This window comes from Acinetobacter sp. ME22 (assembly GCF_022012315.1).
Lineage (GTDB): Bacteria > Pseudomonadota > Gammaproteobacteria > Pseudomonadales > Moraxellaceae > Acinetobacter > Acinetobacter brisouii_A.
This window is the reverse complement of sequence record NZ_JAKLTL010000008.1, coordinates 66,630-85,976: the sequence shown is the minus strand read 5'-3', so window position 1 is coordinate 85,976 and position 19,347 is coordinate 66,630. Positions and strand designations below refer to the sequence as shown.

The 19,347-nt window shown below is 45.4% G+C and carries 16 protein-coding genes; 5 read left to right on the top strand and 11 right to left on the bottom strand.

The features are described 5' to 3' along the window. Positions 1 to 306 precede the first annotated feature (306 nt). From betI to betA, 3 genes are all read left to right on the top strand, one after another. Positions 307 to 930, top strand: a complete 624-nt coding sequence (gene betI / locus LVY74_RS12165; RefSeq protein WP_237815288.1) for a transcriptional regulator BetI — start codon at positions 307 to 309, stop codon at positions 928 to 930. Further along, complete coding sequence (betB, locus tag LVY74_RS12160) at positions 923 to 2,392, top strand: betaine-aldehyde dehydrogenase (protein WP_237815287.1); 1,470 nt, start codon at positions 923 to 925, stop codon at positions 2,390 to 2,392. The genes betI and betB overlap by 8 nt, the downstream gene beginning before the upstream one ends. A gap of 84 nt (positions 2,393 to 2,476) precedes the next feature. Beyond that, the gene (betA, locus tag LVY74_RS12155) at positions 2,477 to 4,183 is read left to right on the top strand and encodes a choline dehydrogenase (RefSeq protein WP_237815286.1); all 1,707 of its coding nucleotides are present in this window, start codon (positions 2,477 to 2,479) and stop codon (positions 4,181 to 4,183) included. 47 nt (positions 4,184 to 4,230) lie between these two features. Here the strand turns inward: betA and LVY74_RS12150 are convergent, their stop codons facing one another. Further along, positions 4,231 to 4,809, bottom strand: coding sequence for a DJ-1/PfpI family protein (locus tag LVY74_RS12150; RefSeq protein WP_237815285.1), 579 nt, complete (start codon positions 4,807 to 4,809; stop codon positions 4,231 to 4,233). 189 nt (positions 4,810 to 4,998) lie between these two features. Between LVY74_RS12150 and LVY74_RS12145 the strand changes: the two genes are divergently transcribed. Beyond that, positions 4,999 to 6,177 (top strand): YbfB/YjiJ family MFS transporter, encoded by a 1,179-nt coding sequence (locus tag LVY74_RS12145; protein ID WP_237815284.1) that lies wholly within the window; start codon positions 4,999 to 5,001, stop codon positions 6,175 to 6,177. A gap of 26 nt (positions 6,178 to 6,203) precedes the next feature. Here LVY74_RS12145 and LVY74_RS12140 read toward each other — a convergent pair whose 3' ends face one another. The 3 genes from LVY74_RS12140 to LVY74_RS12130 form a co-directional block, all read right to left on the bottom strand. Continuing rightward, on the bottom strand, positions 6,204 to 7,403 hold the full coding sequence (locus tag LVY74_RS12140) for an amino acid aminotransferase (RefSeq protein WP_237815283.1): 1,200 nt from the start codon (positions 7,401 to 7,403) through the stop codon (positions 6,204 to 6,206). A 79-nt stretch (positions 7,404 to 7,482) separates the two neighbouring features. Further along, positions 7,483 to 7,881, bottom strand: a complete 399-nt coding sequence (gene cueR / locus LVY74_RS12135) for a Cu(I)-responsive transcriptional regulator (protein ID WP_237815282.1) — start codon at positions 7,879 to 7,881, stop codon at positions 7,483 to 7,485. Then, positions 7,878 to 10,355, bottom strand: coding sequence for a heavy metal translocating P-type ATPase (locus LVY74_RS12130; protein WP_237815281.1), 2,478 nt, complete (start codon positions 10,353 to 10,355; stop codon positions 7,878 to 7,880). Before LVY74_RS12130 ends, cueR begins: the two co-directional genes overlap by 4 nt. 172 nt (positions 10,356 to 10,527) lie before the next feature. On the opposite strand from LVY74_RS12130, the gene LVY74_RS12125 reads away from it, so the two are divergent. Next, positions 10,528 to 10,725 carry a heavy-metal-associated domain-containing protein gene (locus tag LVY74_RS12125; protein ID WP_237815280.1) on the top strand — a complete coding sequence of 66 codons (198 nt, stop codon included), beginning with the start codon at positions 10,528 to 10,530 and terminating at the stop codon, positions 10,723 to 10,725. Positions 10,726 to 10,987: 262 nt separating this feature from the next. Here the strand turns inward: LVY74_RS12125 and LVY74_RS12120 are convergent, their stop codons facing one another. From LVY74_RS12120 to pcaC, 7 genes are all read right to left on the bottom strand, one after another. After that, positions 10,988 to 13,426, bottom strand: a complete 2,439-nt coding sequence (locus LVY74_RS12120; protein WP_237815279.1) for a glucose/quinate/shikimate family membrane-bound PQQ-dependent dehydrogenase — start codon at positions 13,424 to 13,426, stop codon at positions 10,988 to 10,990. A 325-nt stretch (positions 13,427 to 13,751) separates the two neighbouring features. After that, positions 13,752 to 15,068, bottom strand: a complete 1,317-nt coding sequence (locus tag LVY74_RS12115; protein WP_237815278.1) for a carbohydrate porin — start codon at positions 15,066 to 15,068, stop codon at positions 13,752 to 13,754. 65 nt (positions 15,069 to 15,133) lie between these two features. Continuing rightward, a complete protein-coding gene (locus LVY74_RS12110; protein ID WP_237815277.1) occupies positions 15,134 to 16,594 on the bottom strand; it encodes a right-handed parallel beta-helix repeat-containing protein in 1,461 nt (486 codons plus the stop codon). Positions 16,595 to 16,621: 27 nt separating this feature from the next. Continuing rightward, on the bottom strand, positions 16,622 to 17,473 hold the full coding sequence (aroD, locus tag LVY74_RS12105) for a type I 3-dehydroquinate dehydratase (RefSeq protein ID WP_237815336.1): 852 nt from the start codon (positions 17,471 to 17,473) through the stop codon (positions 16,622 to 16,624). Positions 17,474 to 17,524: 51 nt separating this feature from the next. Continuing rightward, positions 17,525 to 18,154: a protocatechuate 3,4-dioxygenase subunit alpha gene (pcaG, locus tag LVY74_RS12100; protein WP_237815276.1), complete on the bottom strand. Its 630-nt coding sequence runs from the start codon at positions 18,152 to 18,154 to the stop codon at positions 17,525 to 17,527. A 17-nt stretch (positions 18,155 to 18,171) separates the two neighbouring features. Then, positions 18,172 to 18,897 carry a protocatechuate 3,4-dioxygenase subunit beta gene (gene pcaH, locus LVY74_RS12095; protein ID WP_151708916.1) on the bottom strand — a complete coding sequence of 242 codons (726 nt, stop codon included), beginning with the start codon at positions 18,895 to 18,897 and terminating at the stop codon, positions 18,172 to 18,174. A gap of 37 nt (positions 18,898 to 18,934) precedes the next feature. After that, positions 18,935 to 19,333 (bottom strand): 4-carboxymuconolactone decarboxylase, encoded by a 399-nt coding sequence (gene pcaC / locus LVY74_RS12090; RefSeq protein ID WP_131314576.1) that lies wholly within the window; start codon positions 19,331 to 19,333, stop codon positions 18,935 to 18,937. Positions 19,334 to 19,347 lie beyond the last annotated feature (14 nt).

The following is a 19,347-nucleotide window of genomic DNA, read 5'->3' as shown; positions in this document are numbered from 1 at the left end:
TGTTTTTTATGATAAAGAGGACTCAAAAATCGGATCATCTTTTCAGGAAAAACATTTGGAGCAGTAAATTTCAGCCCGTACATGTGATTTAATAAAATTAAAAATCAATAACAAATACATGAAATTAAATACAATTTTTGCAGAAATTTCAGTATTGACTACGGATCTCGCACAATTTCTTAACAATGACTATACGTTCCATTGATTGATTGTTCAATCAATGGAACGTATTATCGTTGTAAACATTGTTTCAGGCAGTGTTTGAATGAATAATGGCGCTAATTTTTTTCTGCGTGGTGTCTTTGTATGAATCGTCCTCGTGTCCAACCCGAGCATATTCGTCGTGAACAGATCATGACTGCGGCTTTTGCTGTGATTGCTCAAGAAGGCTTAACCAATACCACCATGGCTAAAATTGCCAAGCAAGCCGACTTATCTACGGGCATCGTCAGTCACTATTTTGGTGACAAACAAGGCTTGATTGATGCCTGCATGCGCGAACTGCTCAATATCTTATTGCGTAAAACCGAAGACTACAAAGCCGAAGCACAAGCTGAACCACAAGCACAGATCCGCGCCATTATTGATTCAAATTTCGATGCCAGTCAGACCACCTCGCAAGCCATGCGAGTGTGGTTAGAGTTCTGGTCAGCCAGTATGCACATGCCCGAATTGCACCGATTACAACGCGTCAATGATCAGCGTTTGTATTCCAATCTGCATCATCATTTCTTGCAATTACTCAGCAAAGAACAAGCCGATGTTGCAGCACGCGGTATGGCAGCACTGATTGATGGCTTATGGCTCCGTGGCTGTTTAAGCAGCCAGCAGGAGGAGTTTGACCGTGAACTGGCACGCAGCATTGCCTACGACTATTTAGAGATGCAAATCAATCTGCACAGCAGGTTGCAGGAGGAACAGAATGAGTAATGTCCCCGTTCAGGGTTTATATCTTCACGGACAGCAGGTCGATGCCAGCAGTGGGCAAAGCATCGACAGCATTAACCCTGCCAATGGACAATTGCTGGCAAAAGTTCAAGTTGCCTCAGCACAAGATGTAGATCGAGCGGTACACAGTGCCCAGCAAGGGCAAAAAGTTTGGGCGAGCATGACTGCCATGCAACGCTCTCGGATTTTACGTCGTGCGGTTGATATACTCCGCGAACGTAACGATGAATTGGCACTGCTCGAAAGCCAAGATACAGGCAAGGCTTATGCTGAAACCTCCACCGTCGATATTGTCACGGGTGCAGACGTTTTAGAATATTACGCAGGTTTAGCCACGGCAATTCAAGGCGAACAACAACCCTTACGTGACAGCAGTTTTTTCTATACCCGTAAAGAACCTCTCGGTGTCGTGGCAGGAATTGGCGCGTGGAATTATCCGATTCAGATTGCGCTCTGGAAATCTGCCCCTGCCCTTGCTGCGGGCAATGCCATGATTTTTAAACCAAGTGAAGTGACACCGCTGAGCGCACTTAAACTTGCAGAAATCTATAGCGAAGCAGGTTTACCTGACGGCGTATTTAACGTGATTCAAGGCGCTGCCGATGTTGGTCGCATGCTGGCTGAACATCCTGAGATTGCCAAAATTTCCTTTACAGGTAGTGTGCCAACAGGCAAGAAGGTCATGGCAAGTGCAGCCAGTTCTTCACTCAAAGAAGTGACCATGGAACTCGGCGGTAAATCTGCACTGATTATTTGTGAAGATGCCCACCTTGAACGTGCTGCCGATATTGCCATGATGGCGAATTTCTTTAGTACAGGTCAGGTGTGCACCAACGGCACACGCGTGTTTATTCCAAAAAAATTACAAAATGCTTTTGAAAACTTGCTACTCGAACGCGTTCAGCGGATTCGTATCGGTGATCCACTTAATCCACAAACCAACTTTGGCCCATTGGTCAGCTTCCAGCATTTAGACAAAGTTTTGTCTTACTTGGGCAAAGGTTTAGCTGAGGGTGCAACTTTATTATGTGGTGGTAAACGTGCAACCGAAGGTGCATTGGCACAGGGCGCATTTGTCGAACCGACTATTTTTACCAATTGCCATGATGACATGGCGATTGTGCAAGATGAAATCTTTGGCCCTGTCATGAGCATTTTAAGCTATGACAGCGAAGACGAAGTGATTCAACGTGCTAACCAAACTCAGTATGGTCTGGCTGCGGGTGTGGTCAGTGAAAATCTGGCGACAGCGCATCGCGTGATTCATCAACTTGAAGCAGGCATTTGCTGGATCAATACATGGGGCGAATCGCCTGCGGAAATGCCTGTCGGTGGCTATAAACAATCTGGCATCGGACGTGAAAACGGACTTGCCACACTGTCTCATTACACACGCACCAAATCCATTCAGGTGGAAATGGGCGAATACGTGTCTATTTTCTAATTTTTCTCTTTCGGCATCGCTATTTTTTGCGCGGTGCCCGCTTTCTTTTCATTCTCCATTTTCGCTCAACAATAAGGATAGACCATGGCTCAACATGAATATGACTATATTATTATTGGCGCAGGTTCAGCAGGCAATGTGCTAGCGACTCGTTTAACTGAAGACCCAAACATTCAAGTGTTATTGCTTGAAGCAGGTGGCAAAGACCACCGTTTAGATTTCCGTACCCAAATGCCCGCGGCTCTGGCTTATCCCTTACAGGGTCGTACCTACAACTGGGCGTATTTGACTGACCCAGAACCCTATATGAACAACCGTCGTATGGAATGTGGTCGTGGTAAAGGGCTTGGAGGCTCATCGCTGATTAACGGGATGTGTTATATCCGTGGTAATGCTATGGATTTAGATAACTGGGCAACTTTTAAAGGTCTGGAAGATTGGCGTTATGCCGACTGCCTGCCGTATTACCGTAAAGCTGAAACTCGTGATATTGGGGCAAATGACTATCATGGTGACTCAGGCCCTGTGAGTGTTGCCACTCCGAAACAAGGCAATAATGAACTGTTCCACGCCATGGTTGCAGCAGGCGTACAGGCAGGCTATCCACAAACGGATGACTTAAATGGTTATCAGCAAGAAGGTTTTGGCCCGATGGATCGAACCGTGACCCCACAAGGTCGCCGCGCCAGTACCGCGCGTGGTTACTTAGATATTGCTAAACAGCGCCCCAATCTGACCATTGTCACGCATGCTGTCACCGATAAAATTTTATTTTCAGGCAAACGTGCCATTGGTGTGCAATATCTAGAAGGTTCAAGCACAACACCAACTGTCGTGCATGCCCGTGCTGAAGTTTTGCTTTCAGCAGGCGCAATTGCCTCACCGCAAATTTTGCAGCGCTCAGGCATCGGCTCACAAACTTTACTCAAGGAATTTGGCATTTCAGTGGTTCAGGACTTGCCCGGTGTTGGTGAAAATCTGCAAGATCACTTGGAAATGTACCTCCAATACGAATGCAAAAAACCTGTCTCCATTTACCCTGCATTAAAGTGGTACAACCAACCGAAAATTGGCGCTGAATGGTTATTTTTAGGTTCAGGCATTGGGTCAAGCAACCAGTTTGAAGCGGGTGGGTTTATTCGTAGCCGTGAAGAATTTGCATGGCCAAATATTCAATATCACTTCTTGCCTGTTGCGATTAACTATAATGGTTCGAACGCGGTCAATGAACATGGTTTCCAAGCCCATGTCGGCTCAATGCGCTCACCTTCACGTGGTCGGATTCGCCTTAAATCGCTGAATCCACACGATCATCCAAGCATTTTGTTTAACTACATGTCGACTGAGCAAGACTGGCAAGAGTTCCGCGATGCGATTCGCATTACCCGTGAAATCATGCACCAACCTGTGCTAGATGCCTATCGTGGCCGTGAAATTAGCCCAAGTAAACTGGCGCAAACCGATGCCGAGCTGGATGAGTTTGTACGCAATCATGCGGAAACCGCCTACCATCCATCGTGTAGCTGTAAGATGGGTGAAGATGACATGGCGGTGGTCGATGGACAAGGTCGGGTGCATGGTGTTGAAGGCTTACGTGTGGTCGATGCGTCAATCATGCCGCTGATTATCACAGGCAATCTGAACGCCACCACCATCATGATCGGTGAGAAAATTGCCGATGCAATTCAAGGTAAAAAACTGCCTGCTTCAACCGCAGATTATTACCGTGCCGATGGCGCTCCTGTGCGTAGCGCACCCCTACGTGAATGGAATGACAATCTATTGCAATAAAATAAAGGCTGCCGCGGCAGCCTTTTTCTTGAAATGAAAGAGATCGGTTAAATTTTAATTTCAGCACCGAGTAATTTCACAAACTGCGCCAACCATGCAGGATGTGCAGGCCATGCAGGTGCAGTCACCAAATGACCATCGGTCACTGCATCAGTCACCGCAATATCAACATAAGTTCCACCCGCCAGTTTGACTTCAGCCGCGCAGGCGGGATATGCCGAACAGGTTTTACCTTGCAGCACATTGGCAGCCGCCAGTAACTGCGCACCATGACACACCGCAGCAATCGGTTTTTTGACCGCATCAAAAGCCTGTACAATGTCCACAACACGTGCGTTCATGCGTAAGTATTCAGGCGCACGTCCCCCTGGAATTACCAAGCCAACATAATCCTCAGGATTGACTGCATCGAAGTCGTAGTTAATCGCAAAATTATGCCCACGCTTTTCGCTATAGGTCTGCTCGCCCTCAAAGTCATGGATCGCAGTAGCGATATGATCGCCTGCTTTTTTATTTGGACAGACCGCATGCACCACATAGCCGAGTCCAGTCAAAAACTGAAATGGCACCATGGTTTCGTAGTCTTCTGCGTAGTCGCCAACCAGCATGAGTAGCTGCTTGCTCATGTTATTCTCCGTGTCGTTTTTGGATGATTTTTTAGACAATAGCATATTGCACTTATAAATAGATTTCGAGCTGTATGTCTTTGTGTAATGTTCATCCTGTTGTTTTTTTATACTGGTTCTTTTCAATCATTATTTACCGTATGCTATAAAAAAAATGGGAAAAATAACGTAAATGCTCAGGGAGAAGCAATGACATCCACCGATCAGGCACTGCGCTATCAGGCGTATGGTTATATTGCAGCAGGCATAAGCAGTTTGATGCTGGTTCATGCGATTGGACGCTTTGCATTTACGCCACTTCTGCCCTATTTCATTCAGGATCATCTCATCACGATTACCCAAGGGGCTGACCTCGCCACCAGTAATTATCTGGGTTATTTGATTGGGGCATTGTTGGCAGTGTATTTAAACCGACCTGATCGGCTGAAACGTTATGTCTGCTTGGGGTTGATCATCAATGCAGCTTTGACCCTGCTGCAATGTTTCACGGCTGCTTATACGCTGTTGTTATTGCTTCGTCTTGCCAATGGCATCAGCAATGGCTTGGTGTTTGTACTCGCGCCTGCGTTAATTTTGGAATGGCTGAGTGAACATCAACTGACTCGTTTAAGTGGTCTGGTGTACTTCGGTGTGGGTTTAGGATTAATCGTCAGCGGTATTCTGGTGGACTGGACAGCTCCATTTTTTATGGGACAATGGCGCTGGCTACCGATTGCCATCGCCTGTATTCCGCTGTTGATCTTTAGTCTGTATCAGATCTCTAAAATTCAGATTCACCCTCAAGTCAAAACGAGTCAAATTCAGCAAAAACTGTTTGATGCCAACAGTACGCCCCTGTTTATTTCCTATATTGGTGCGGGTTTGGGCTATATTTTACCGATGACCTTTTTGCCAGCTTTGGCGCATCAGGTCGGTGGTGATCATGCATTTTTGGTGAAAAATGTTTGGCTGATCACCTCGCTGTCCTGCTCGCTGTTTATTCCGATTTGGAACAGTTTGGGCGCGCGTTGGGGAGATCGTCAGGCACTCCTCGGTTCATACTGGATACAAGGACTCGGTGCGTTATTGGTCTTGGTGATGCCGAACATTTGGGGCGTGTTGGCTTGTGCGATTTTTGTCGGTGCAGGTTTTCTCGGTTCAGTGATGTGTACCCAACGTCTAGCGCGTTTTTTTCAGCCACATCAAGGGCCAAAGCTTTCTGCGGCCATGATTACCATTTATGCAGGGGCGCAATTGTTTGGGCCGTGGATGGCCAAATTCTGGATTGAACACGGCGGTTCATTACAACAAAGTTTTGCGGTGGGTGTACTCGCGTTTATTTGGGGGCTGTTCTGGACATGGCGTACCCCGAAAAAAATGACCGCTTAAAGCGGTCATTTTGGTTTTTACACCGATTAACGTGTCAACACTTTTGCAATGGATTCAGCAACGTAGTACACATTTTTCTGATTCAAACCTGCCACACAGATACGACCACTGCGAAGCAAATAAATTGCAAATTCTTCACGTAAAATATCCGCCTGCTCACCTGTTAAGCCTGTATAGCTGAACATGCCACGTTGTTTCACCAAGTAGCTAAAGTCGCGATCTGGCACACGTTGGGTTAACTCATCACGCAAGATGGTACGCATTTTGGCAATACGGTCACACATCTCTTGTAATTCTTCTTGCCAGTCTAAACGTAAGGCATCATCACGCAGAACCGTATCCACAAGAACCGCACCTGTGGTTGGCGAGCTTGAGTAGATTTTACGAACAGTTGCTTTGAACTGACCCAAAACATGCTCAGCAGATTCGCTCGATTCGCAAATCGCAGTCAAACCGCCAATACGCTCACCATACAACGAGAAGATTTTTGAGAATGAATTGCTGAGTAGGAATTTTGCACCTGCGCGGTCTAACGCACGAATCGCATACGCATCTTTATCAAGATCTTCTGCAAAGCCTTGATATGCAATATCCAAGAATGGAATCAGATTGCGTTCAAGTAGAACGGCAATCACTTGATCCCATTGCTCAGGCGTCAAGTCCGCACCTGTCGGGTTGTGACAGCAAGGGTGCAACAAGACAACGTCTTGCTCTGGAATTTGCTTCAAGCAAGCCAGCATTTCGTCAAACGCCACGCCATTGGTGTTGGCATCGAAGTATGGATATTCTGCAACTTCAAAACCTGAACCTTGGAAAATCGCAATATGGTTTTCCCATGTTGGACGGCTGACCCATACTTTAGATGCAGGGAAATATTTATGTAGGAAGTCTGCACCGACTTTCAATGCACCTGAACCACCCAAAGTCTGAATGGTCACGGCACGTTGTTCCGCACGTGCTTGACTCTCTGCGCCCAAAAGCAATGCTTGGGTAATATCGCAGTAAGATTTCAAGCCCGACATTGGCAAATAAAGTTTGGCTTTATCAACATCGTGAGCGGTGCGCAGCGCTGCCTGTTTCACGGCATTCAACTGCGGCACAATCCCTTCTTCGGTGTAATACAAACCAATACTTAAATTGACTTTATTGCTGCGTTCATCTTTTTGGAATTTTTCCATTAAGGTTAAAATCGGGTCGCCTGCATAAGGCTCAACATGCTGAAACATAAACTCTCTATCCTGATGGTTGCCTCAGCATTATAAACACAGATTGCACCATTTTGGCGCTGATTTTTTAATCAATTATTCAATCCGTTTCGCCATGTTCAATCTGCTCTAGAATCGGGCAATCCGCCGCTTCATTGCCCGCACAGCAATCAGCCGTCTGCTGCAAAATTTCCACCATGTTTTGTAGTGCTTTAATGCGTTGCTGCAACTGTTCAATATGCGCCAAGGCCAACTGTTTGACTTCGGCACTGTGCCGTGACTGATTGCGCCACAGACTCAGCAATTCCTTGATTTGTTCCACTGAAAAATCCAGTGTCCGTGCATGGCGAATAAAACGCAGGGCTTGAAGATCTTGCGCATCATAGACCCGATAGCCTGCACTGCTACGTTGAATATTGGGCAGCAAGCCGACTTCTTCATAGTAGCGAATCATCTTGCTCGACAGCCCAGTTTGCTTGGCGACTTGTCCGATGTTCATGCAAAAACTCCCCGAAATCGTTTTAAACGCAAGGCATTCCCCAGTACAAACACGGATGACATGCCCATAGCAAAGGCTGCAAACATCGGGGATAAAAGAATGCCGTAAGCGGGATACAATGCCCCTGCTGCCACAGGAATCAGCGCAGCGTTATAGACAAATGCCCAGAACAGGTTTTGGCGAATATTGCGAATGGTGGCCTGACTGAGCGCAATGGCATTACTCACGCCCTGCAAATTACCCGACATCAACACCACATCAGCAGATTCAATCGCAACATCTGTGCCTGTGCCTACGGCAATTCCCACATCGGCTGCTGCCAAGGCAGGCGCATCATTAATACCATCACCGACAAACGCCAATTTGCCATATTTTTGCTGTAAAGCCTGAACAGCGTTGACCTTGCCTTCTGGCAAAACTTCGGCAATCACTTCATCAATACCTAACTGTTTAGCAATCGCCTGAGCGGTGATGTGATGATCGCCCGTAATCATCGCCACTTTTAAGCCCAGTTGATGCAGACTTTGAATAGCAGTATAACTGGTCGATTTAATTGGGTCAGACACCACCAGCATGGCAACCAGCTTGCGATCAATTGCGGCATAAATTGGAGTTTTACCCTGTTCTGCCAACTGCTGCACTTGCTCAGAAAATGCCGCGACATCTAAGCCTAATTGTTGCATTAAACGCGCTGCACCCAAGTGAATTTGCTGCTGATTAACGCTTGCTTCAACACCATAGCCTGTCAACGCCTGAAACTGTTCCACAGGCAGCATGGCTAAACCCTGCTGCTGTGCATGTTGCACAATTGCCACCGCAATCGGATGTTCAGATTTGGCTTCGACTGAAGCGACAGCCTGTAAAATCTGCGCGGTTTGGCTTGGGTCAAGCACCACAAAATCGGTCAGGGTTGGTTTGCCTTCGGTCACAGTACCTGTTTTATCCACCGCGACAATTTGGGTTTCCTGCAATTGCTGCAAAGCTTCACCCTGTTTAAATAAAATCCCCAGTTCCGCACCACGACCTGTGCTGACCATAATCGAGGTTGGCGTTGCCAGCCCCATCGCACACGGACAGGCAATAATCAGCACCGCAACCGCATTCACCAGACTCAAAGTCAGTGCAGGTTCAGGGCCAAAGAATAACCACACCGCAAATGTGATCAGCGCCAAGCCCATCACCACAGGCACAAACCACATGGTGACCCGATCGACCAAACCCTGAATTGGCAGTTTAGAACCCTGAGCCTGTTCGACCATACGAATAATTTGCGACAGTACCGTATTCGCACCCACCGCAGTGGCTTGAATGGTGAGTGAACCTTGCTGATTGATCGTGCCCGCCACAACCGTCATCCCAACAGTTTTAGCCACAGGAATTGGCTCGCCCGTAATCATCGATTCATCAACAAAGCTTTGCCCTTCAATGACAGAGGCATCGACAGGGATTTTCTCCCCAGGTTGAATCAAGAGTTGCATACCAAGTTGCACCTGAGCAATTTCGACCTCGCGCACTTGCCCATTTTCAATAATTCGTGCTGTTTTAGGCTGTAAGCCGAGTAAATGCTGAATCGCTTGTGACGTCCGCCCTTTGGCTTTGGCTTCCAGATAACGCCCAAGCAAAATCAAGGTGACAATCACTGCAGCCGATTCAAAATAGACATTCACATTGTTTTCGGGCAGCCATGTTGGTGCAAAGGTCGCGACACAGGAAAACCCATAAGCCGCTAGTGTTCCCACTGCAACCAGCGAGTTCATGTCTGGCGCGAAACGTAGTAAAGCGGGAATGCCTTTTTGATAAAAACGACGACCTGGGAAAATCAGCACCAAAGTGGTCAGTACAAACTGGAACAACCAGCTATTTTGCATGCCGATGTTCTGCATCACCCAATGATGAAAGGCAGGAATTAAATGCCCACCCATCTCAAGAATAAACACGGGAATACTTAAACCAGCCGCGATGATCAAGTCGCGTTTAAGCTGACTGGCTTCCTGTTCACGGCGTTCGCTCAATTCATTGGTCGGTTGTAATGCTTGTTGTGGTTGGAGTTGTGCGTCATAACCTGCTTTATGCACGGCTGCCAATAATGCACTTGCATCGGCTAAATGAGCATGGACAATGGCTTTTTCTGTTGCCAGATTGACTGTCGCATCACTCACCCCCTCCACTTTTTTTAAGGCTTTTTCTACCCGCCCGACACAGGAAGCACAGGTCATGCCTTGGATATTTAGCTCGAACTGTTGCTCAGGTTGAGTCCGTACGTCATACCCTGCACGCTCTACTGCATGGACTAAAGCTTCACGAGGTACGGCAACATCGCTTTGAATCACCGCTTTCTCAGTCGCGAGATTCACCGCAACTTCTGCCACACCTTCGACTTTTTTTAAAGCCTTTTCCACTCGCCCGACACACGAGGCACAAGTCATGCCCTCAATCTCAAGCGTTTGATGATAAGGATGTTGTGACTGACTCATGTCGCCTCCATACCGTGATGCTGTTTTAGAATAGTCTACACCGTTCAGCTTAAACCTTGACATGATGGTAAGGTCAAGCTTCAAATAAAACATATTCTCATTTAAATGGGCTTGACCTTACCATGACGGGAAGCTTTACAATAAGATTTTCTTCTCACAATGAGCAGCAATTATGAAATTTGAAATTGCCAATATGACCTGTGGCGGTTGTGCACGTAGCGTCACTGCAACCATTAAAGACCTTGACCCAAATGCTCAAGTAGATATTGATGTTGCAACTAAACTGGTTAATGTACAAAGCAGTGCCACTGTTGAACAACTCACCGAAGCCCTCACTGAAGATGGTTTTCCACCTGTACTAAAAGCATAATTTTTAAGGTTGATTTTTTGGGTATGACCTGTTGCATGCCCAAAATATTCAATTTCAAGAATTCCATTTCACATTCAACACGCTGTTTCACCTGTGTTTTTATCTCAACACACTCATCCTATATTTTAGGTTTGCTTAAAAATCTGTTCATATCGCTTCATGGTTATTCATCTGCATAAAAAACGGGCCAATCATCAAGATCAGCCCGTTTCTGTTTCATCGCTATTGTCGAGCTACATCGAGCTCAACAACAGCACTTCACTTATTTTTTATCAGGCAAAGCATACGCTACAACATAGTCACCATGATCTGGTGATTGACGCGCACCGCCCGCAGAAATCACGATGTACTGTTTTCCTGTTTTTGGTGAAATGTAGGTCATTGGTGTCCCTTGGCTACCTACTGGCAAGCGAGCTTTCCACAATACTTTACCTGTTGAAGAATCAAAGGCACGTAAGTAGTAGTCTTGAGTTGCAGCGAAGAAGACCAAGCCACCTTGAGTTGCCATTGAACCACCAATGGTTGGCATACCAATCGGCGCTTTCAAGCCCATTTTGAAACCTAGAGGTCCTGTATCTTCAACCGTACCCAATGGCACTTGCCATGCAATTTGACGAGTTTTCATGTCAATTGCTGTCATGGTTCCAAATGGCGGTTTTTGGCATGGAATACCCAATGCTGACATAAAGCGGTTTTTGTTCACTTTATATGGTGTACCTTTCATTGGTACAGCACCCATACCCGTGTTAACTTTCTCACTACCATTCGCTTGAATTTTGATATCTTCAGGGGTTTGTTTAATGAGCTGAATCCATAAACCTAAACGCATATCATTGACGAACATATAACGATGTGTTGGGTCAAATGAGATACTTCCCCAGTTCATCCCCCCCAAAGAACCTGGAAAGCTGAGTGAAACATCAGTCCCTGGTGCAGTGAACAAACCATCATAACGCATTGATTTGAAGCTAATACGACACATCAACTGGTCAAATGGCGTTGCACCCCACATGTCAGACTCTTTCAAGGTCTGGTTACCAATCTGTGGCATTTCAACTGAACGTGGTTGAGTTTTTGAATATTGCTCGTTTGGAATGTCAGCAACTTTGACAGGTTGCTCAATCACTTTCGTCAGCGGTTTACCAGTCATGCGATCAAGCACAAAGAACTGGCCTGATTTAGTTCCAATCACTACTGCAGGTTTAGTCGTACCATCTTTCATTGGGAAGTCAACCAAGCTTGGCTGCATTGGTAAGTCAAAGTCCCAAAGGTCATTATGTACAGTTTGGTAAACCCATTTTTCTTTACCTGTCGTTGCATCAAGTGCCAACACAGACGTATTGTACTTATGGTCAGGTGCAGTACGGTTTCCACCCCAAACGTCCACCGATGAACTACCCATTGGCAAGAACACTGTATTCATTTTCGGGTCATATGACATCGGCGCCCAAGAGTTGGTTGAGCTACGTTTATAGGTTTCACCCGGTTTTAACATGTAGTTCGGGTTTGGATTACGTGGATCAAATACCCAGCGCAGTTTTCCTGTAATCACATCATAACCACGGATTACACCCCCTGGCATATCTGCGGCAACGTTATCAGCAATACGGCTACCGATCACTAATGTTGTACCTGCCAATGTTGGTGCAGAAGTTACTTCAAAACGTGGAGCTTTAGTACCATCGCCCATACCTTCAAGCAAGTTCACTGTTCCATGATCACCAAAGTCTTCACAGCGTTGACCATTGTCTGCATTAATTGCAACTAAACGACCATCTGGTGTATTGGTATATACACGACGTGGGCAAGCGGTATTGTTTGCAACTGTTGTTACAGGGCTAGCGCCTTGTAAAGTCGGTTGTTGCAAGGCTTTGGTTGAATCAAAATAAGCGACACCACGGCAACGTTCCCATGCATCTGCATGTGAGTTTACTTCGGCTTTCCACAACTGTTTGCCCGAATCGGCATCGACTGCAATCACGTTGTTATGTGGCGTACATAAGAAGACTTTATCACCAACTTGTAATGGTGTTTCCTGATCTTCCGCACCACCACCTGTTCCTGTAGTTTTATCCCCTGTTTGATACGTCCAAGCCACTTTCAGGTCTTTGACGTTATCACGGTTAATCTGGTCGAGTGCTGCAAAACGGCTACCGCCAGCATCATTACCATAGTGATCCCAGTTCTTTTGCTGTGTTTCTGCATTTACAGGGACTAACGGCAAAGCCTGACCTGAAGCTGCAACTGTTGGATGGGGAATGAACATGCCATATAAACCGCCAATCATTCCCAAAACGGTTAAGCCTCCCAGTGCATACGCTGGTATTGCAGCATAATTTTGCTGATTTTGAGCTTTACGAATCGCAGGCAAAGTCAATAATACCGCTGCAAATAATCCAGCAGGGAACATTAGGCGTGAGTGTAATGCCCAAAAGTCAAATCCAGCATCTGAAATGGCCCAAATGACAGTTGCAACAAAGGCCAAAGCATAAAGCGCCACACCCAATGCTTTTCGTTTAAAAATAAAAATAGACGATGCTGCTATAAGTAATCCAGCAAGCAGAAAGTACCACGACCCACCCAAACTGATGAGTTTACCGCCGAATACAATAAAGAATAACCCAGTTAGCAATAATGCTAACCCCAATATCAAGCACCATATCTTTAATATGAGATGTGGCTGAGTATGTGAATCAGACATACAACTATCTCCAGTTTTAATGTCAAATCAGTTTTTCATCTGATGCAGAACAGCACGTTCTTATGCTGCAACCGATTTGCACAATGCGCCAAAACAAAACCCAAAAATCGCCTTTATACCCCTTGGCATAAAAACGGCTTCATTCCTTCGCTATAGTCACGATGATTCCTTTCATCTTGATGCTGATGCCGTAGTCTAAACCTCAGGCTACGCATCAACCCATAAAAGTAGCGCAGTTTAAAAACAGTCGGTTTTAGCGTTGTACACCCGCAAAACCGAACTGAGAAAAGAGTGCTCAATCGTCGAAACTTGCTTTAAGTCTGCATTAGAAATTGACACGCATACTTAAGCCTGCAACCCAAGCATCATCGACTTGTTTCACGCCAGAAGGCTGGTGAATATATTGTAAATTTGGACGAATCATGACGGCTGGTGACCACTGATAGGTATAGTTTAATTCCACATTCAGCTCACTGCTTTGTACAGGAACATAGTTGCCTGCCGTTGGGTTATAAGCAAAGTAACCATTGCTGTTATTGGTGGCGATTTCTTTATCACGGGCACGATCATTCACTTCATAACGTGCAAAACCCAGTGCAATTGAGTCGGCTGGTCGGCTGTCAAATACACCTTTGTACCAAAATGCCAATTGCTGAGTGCTTTCAACAAATGTTGTCGCTTTGTCATTAAACACTGCATTGAAACCGACATATAAGCCGCGTTTCGGGTCATCACCACGTTGGGTTAACTGTTGCTGTGAGTTAAACCAGAAACTGTGTTTACCATCGTGAACTTTGCCCGAAGTTTTAATATCTTTGGCTTCAGCAGTCGAATACAAAGCACCCACTTTATATTCACCCGGTAAGCCATTCAGTTTTGGTTTCCATGCCAGTTCTACAGGAATCGTTGCCCCTGTAGTTCCGCGCATATCCAAATTAAATCCATCACTATCAGAATTGGTTTTGATATTGTCGGGATTGACTTCATACACGCCGACACCGAATGTCCACTCAGGTGCAAACTGATATTTAACATTGGCTGCCCAAACGCCAACAGGCAGGTTGTACCAGATTGAACCTATGGATTTGCCAAGTTGACCACCACATAAGAGTAGATTTTGGAACTCACATTGTGAACTGTTAAAGTCATCTGACATGCCCATACGTCCGACTTTGACTTGAACTTTATGATCATCAAAGCCTTTTTTCACCCATGCTTGAGTTAAACGCCAAATCTTCCCGCGTCCGTAAATTTCTTGTGAATTGCCTAAAGTGGTCGCACGAGGGTCTTTAATATTTTCATTGGTTAATGCATTACCATCACGTTTGGTGATTAAAATATTGGCTGTCGTATCATCCCAACCCGCGATTTTATTTAAATCGAAGTTGGCTCCAAGTGATAACTGTGCAGCATTGGCAAAAGTATTGTTATCGTCATAACCACCATCTAAATTGGTGGCTGCCTGACTCATAATCGATACTGTAAACTTATAGCCTTTATCTTCTAAATGCTGACGCTCACCATTCCAATCCCCCAAAAGCCACTGACGATCTTGTGACCACGGCTCATTTGCCAAAGCGGCTTGACTGCATAAAATTGCGAGCGAAACTGCGCTCAATTTAACTAAATTCGTTTTCTTCATCTTTGCTCTTCCTTAGCCCAATAAAGTTAGGCACTCTAACTTTATGCCAAAGTGCCTGTATTTCATCATTTTATTTTTACTGGTTGGCTGAGTTCTGAACTCGCACCCAAGTGATCAGTGATATTTGCAGTGTAATTTGCAAATTTCTCAGTTGGTTTCCATGTCAAAGTCGCCTGACCTTGCGCATTGGTCACAACAGTTGCATAACCGACAAATTGTTCAGCTTCTTTCGACTGCGCATTGCGGTTTCCAAAGAACTCAACACGGTAGCGCTGGTTTTCTTCACCTTTGAAACTCACCACAAGTTGTCCCTGACGTGCAGCCAGTTGAGGTGCTTGAATCCATTGGTTTGGTCGAGCATTACAGCCTTGTTGATCTGGTGTGGTACAGGTCTTTTGCAAATTCTTCGGATCAATCACTACACCGCCGCCACGTGAACCGACAAAACCTTCATGTTCAAGTGCTGGCACACCAAACACAATTGCACCTAAACGCTGATTGGGTACGCAAGAACCACCCGCTTCACAGCGTTTAATGTCTTTACTGTTGTCCCAAATCTGGTTTTTGGTCAAGGTAATGTGGGCATTGGCATCTTTTTCTGAACGTAGTGCAATCCCGATACGGTTGCCATGAACTTTGTTACTGTCAAAGATATTGCCGTCGCCAGTGAGGTTAAAACCTATCGAGTTTGCCGTCAGTTCGTTATAAGCAATGTAATTGCGCTTGCCCCAGTTAATTTGTAAACCATCTGAATAGTTTTCAAATTTGTTGCCGACCACTGCGTTGTCATTGCCCCACAAGATTTCAATACCTTGAGATGGTTCTGGATTGGCTTTGCTATTGGTAAACAAGTTATTGGCAATCAGGTTAAATGCTGCACCACGAGTCAACTCCAAACCATCACCATTGTCTTGGAAGATGTTGTTTAACACTTTATTGTTGTTGGTTGTGGTTGATGTCGGATTACCCTTACCATCATCACCTGTCAACATAATCCCTGAGCCACCATAGTTATTGCTAATACGGTTATGCTGAATCAAGTTATTACTTGAACGGTTCACCAAAACACCAATACAGAAACGGTGAATGTCTAGACCTTTAAGCACAACATTATGTGTGTCACGTAGCACCAAACCTGGAAGTGTCATGGTACGAACATTGGTACCATACTGTCCTGGGTTTGCACCTGGACACGCTTTTGCACCTTCACCCTGAATATAGTTCGAACCATCAATCGCAATAAACTCACCTGTTTTGTCCCATTGTGTCCCAATGATTTTGACAGGGCCTTTAATTTCAGGCAGTGGTGAATTGACCTTAATGGCATAAGGCGCTTTACCCACTGCCTGAATCAAAATTTGATTGTCATCTGATGGATTGGCATTTGATTGTTCAATTGCCCAACGTAATGAACCCTGATTTTGGTCATCCTGATAACGGTCAACCACATAGGTTGTTGCCGCAGCCCAGCCTGAAGCCATGAGTCCTAAACTTAATGCAGTCACTCGCAAAACCATTGCTTTCATTGTAAACATTCCTTTTTTCACTTTTTGTTATGGTGTTGGTTGTACAGTTTGTAAGAACTGACGTAGCTGGGTCACATCAATTTGACCTGGTGCTGAGGCTTGCCCAATCATGCCAAAGCTCAAACTACCGCCCGAACTTGCAGTTGCAATACGGGAAATCGTGCCTAAACGCCCCATCGACATGGTTAACAACGGCTTTTTGCTTTGTTGGCTGACTTTTAGCGTCGCATTCATGAGCGTAAATACATCTGCTTTGGTCTGTGGCATCACTGCAATTTTGAGAATGTCAGCGCCCATCTGATCCTGTTTCATCAAACGATCCACAATTTCTTGTTCACTTGGTGTTTTGGCAAAATCATGATTTGACATCACAACAAGTACTTGTTTCTGGTGTGCTAAATCGGTGACTTTGCGTACCACGGTGGCATCACGGAACATTTCGATATCAAGCAGTTGCATGAATGGTTTTTTGAGATAGGCAGTATAAATCTTGCCGTATTCTGCATCACTGACTGCCAGTTTTCCGCCTTCATTGGCAGTACGGATCGTTGCAATCATTGGCTTGTCTTTGAGAATTTGGTTGAGCTGCTGTCCAAGTGCAATCACCTGTTTGGTATCCGCAGCAAAATTCAATAAATCAATACGAAACTCAGCAATATCAGCATTTGGATTGTCTGCAATCACTTTCGCTTGAGCCAATGCCTCTTCAGCCGTTTTTGCAGTAATTGGTACAATCGTTTTCACTGGCATTGCGCCAATATCCACATTTTTGATCACATAATGCTGACTTTGTTCAGGCTGTGCTAAAGCAACTGAAGCTGTAGTCAACAGGCTGCATGCCAATGCAATTTGAAGTGCGGTGTGTTTCAGGTTCATCATTACCATTCCTTGTGTAATGTCGCTGTATGGGGTTGCCATACAGCGCACAGCTTAGATATCAAAAAAAACTGTTTCATTGTCGCCTTGAATCACAATATCAAAGCGGTAAACAATCTGACCGTCACGTTCTTCACGTTTAGCCACTAAAGTATTGCGACGTGGCGCCCACTCAATACCATTCAAAATCGGGTCATTGGCATTGGCTTCTGCTTCATCGTCAAAATAAACACGCGTGTTCAAACCCATGTTGATACCACGTGCAAAAATGATTAAGGCAATATGTGGTGCTTGCTGAGAGCCTTTACGTCCCGGAACAGCGCCTGGTTTAATGGTGTCAAAGCACCATACGCCTGTTTCAAAGTCTGCACCTGCACGACCCCAACCTTGGAAATGTGGATCAGCCGTTTTAGCTTGTACATCAGCCTTGCTTGGGTAAACACCATTTGCATCGGCTTGCCAGATTTCCACCAATACATCACGTAGTGGTAAACCCAAACCATCAAACACTTGACCTTCAAGACGGATACGCTCGCCTTGAGTCTGTTCTTGAACAAGATTGTTGTTGAAGCTGTGCTCAAATACTTCAATATTCGCCTGATTTGGTAACAGACCAATGTGAACGTAAGGCCCACCTGTTTGAGATGGGGTTTCTGCTAATTCCTGAAAATTCCAACCATTCATGTTGTTTTCTCCCTCAATTATGTCAATTCATTTTCAAAGTAAGTTGCACGACGACCACGTAAAGTGATGTCAAAACGGTAGCAACGGCTATCCATTTCAAGGAAGTTGCTTTTGTCTTCACGCGCAATGAGGGCACGACGTTGTTCTTCAGACGGAATCGTTTTTAAGATTGGGCAGGTATCAATTAAAGTATCGCCTTCAAAATAAAGCTGTGAAATCAGGCGCTGCGCCCAACCATCTGCAATTAAAGAGAAGTGAATATGCGCTGGACGCCATTCATTGATACGGTTACGCCACGGATATGGACCTGGTTTGATGGTACGGAAAATAAAGAAACCATTTTCATCGGTCAGCATACGACCACAACCGCCAAAGTTTGGATCTAAAGAACCCAAAAACTGGTCATTCGGATGGCGGTAACGACCTGAAGCATTGGCTTGCCAGACTTCAAGCAAGGCATTTTTGACTGGGCGACCAAACTGATCACGTACATAACCATGAACCACGATACGCTCACCAATTGGCAAACCATCTTTGGCACAGTTGAGAATCAAGTCATTATCTTTAGGGCCAAATTGATTTGGTGAAAAGTGCGGCGCCGTCACTTCTGTCAAAGTTTCAGCAATTGAGATCAAAGCATTGCTTGGCGAGCGCAACACACTGGTTTTATAGCCTGGGGTGTTTGCTGGCGGATGATGATCTGTATTACGCTGTGCGTAAGCACCCCAAATAATTTGAGACATAGTAACTCTCCTTTTAAATTTTAAGAATTTGCATCCATTACGTTTGTTGGCTAGGTGAAATTCCTAACTCTTTAAATACTTCTTCTGCCATGTGCATTGCTGCATTTGCTGCGGGCAAACCTGCATACAACGAACAGTGAAGAAATAATTCTTTCAAGTCATCTTGCGTCACGCCATTGTTGAAACATGCACGGATATGCATACGCAACTCAGCTTCACGACCCAGTGCCAACAACACCGCCATTGTCACCAGACTACGGGTATGGCGTGGCATTCCTGGGCGAGACCACACTTCGCCCCAAGCAAAACGACTAATGAAGTTCTGAAAATCGCTGTTAAATTCATTCAGGTTTTCAATCGAACGGTTGACATGCTTTTCACCTAAAACTTCCGTGCGAACTTGAATGCCTTGTTTATAGCGTTCATCATCATTCATAAGAAAACCCTCAG

Bases quoted from the DNA above. Each gene is read 5' to 3' on its own strand.
- betI (WP_237815288.1), top strand. From the start codon at position 307: ATGAATCGTCCTCGTGTCCAACCCGAGCATATTCGTCGTGAACAGATC.
- betB (WP_237815287.1), top strand. From the start codon at position 923: ATGAGTAATGTCCCCGTTCAGGGTTTATATCTTCACGGACAGCAGGTC.
- betA (WP_237815286.1), top strand. From the start codon at position 2,477: ATGGCTCAACATGAATATGACTATATTATTATTGGCGCAGGTTCAGCA.
- LVY74_RS12150 (WP_237815285.1), bottom strand. From the start codon at position 4,809: ATGAGCAAGCAGCTACTCATGCTGGTTGGCGACTACGCAGAAGACTAC.
- LVY74_RS12145 (WP_237815284.1), top strand. From the start codon at position 4,999: ATGACATCCACCGATCAGGCACTGCGCTATCAGGCGTATGGTTATATT.
- LVY74_RS12140 (WP_237815283.1), bottom strand. From the start codon at position 7,403: ATGTTTCAGCATGTTGAGCCTTATGCAGGCGACCCGATTTTAACCTTA.
- cueR (WP_237815282.1), bottom strand. From the start codon at position 7,881: ATGAACATCGGACAAGTCGCCAAGCAAACTGGGCTGTCGAGCAAGATG.
- LVY74_RS12130 (WP_237815281.1), bottom strand. From the start codon at position 10,355: ATGAGTCAGTCACAACATCCTTATCATCAAACGCTTGAGATTGAGGGC.
- LVY74_RS12125 (WP_237815280.1), top strand. From the start codon at position 10,528: ATGAAATTTGAAATTGCCAATATGACCTGTGGCGGTTGTGCACGTAGC.
- LVY74_RS12120 (WP_237815279.1), bottom strand. From the start codon at position 13,426: ATGTCTGATTCACATACTCAGCCACATCTCATATTAAAGATATGGTGC.
- LVY74_RS12115 (WP_237815278.1), bottom strand. From the start codon at position 15,068: ATGAAGAAAACGAATTTAGTTAAATTGAGCGCAGTTTCGCTCGCAATT.
- LVY74_RS12110 (WP_237815277.1), bottom strand. From the start codon at position 16,594: ATGAAAGCAATGGTTTTGCGAGTGACTGCATTAAGTTTAGGACTCATG.
- aroD (WP_237815336.1), bottom strand. From the start codon at position 17,473: ATGATGAACCTGAAACACACCGCACTTCAAATTGCATTGGCATGCAGC.
- pcaG (WP_237815276.1), bottom strand. From the start codon at position 18,154: ATGAATGGTTGGAATTTTCAGGAATTAGCAGAAACCCCATCTCAAACA.
- pcaH (WP_151708916.1), bottom strand. From the start codon at position 18,897: ATGTCTCAAATTATTTGGGGTGCTTACGCACAGCGTAATACAGATCAT.
- pcaC (WP_131314576.1), bottom strand. From the start codon at position 19,333: ATGAATGATGATGAACGCTATAAACAAGGCATTCAAGTTCGCACGGAA.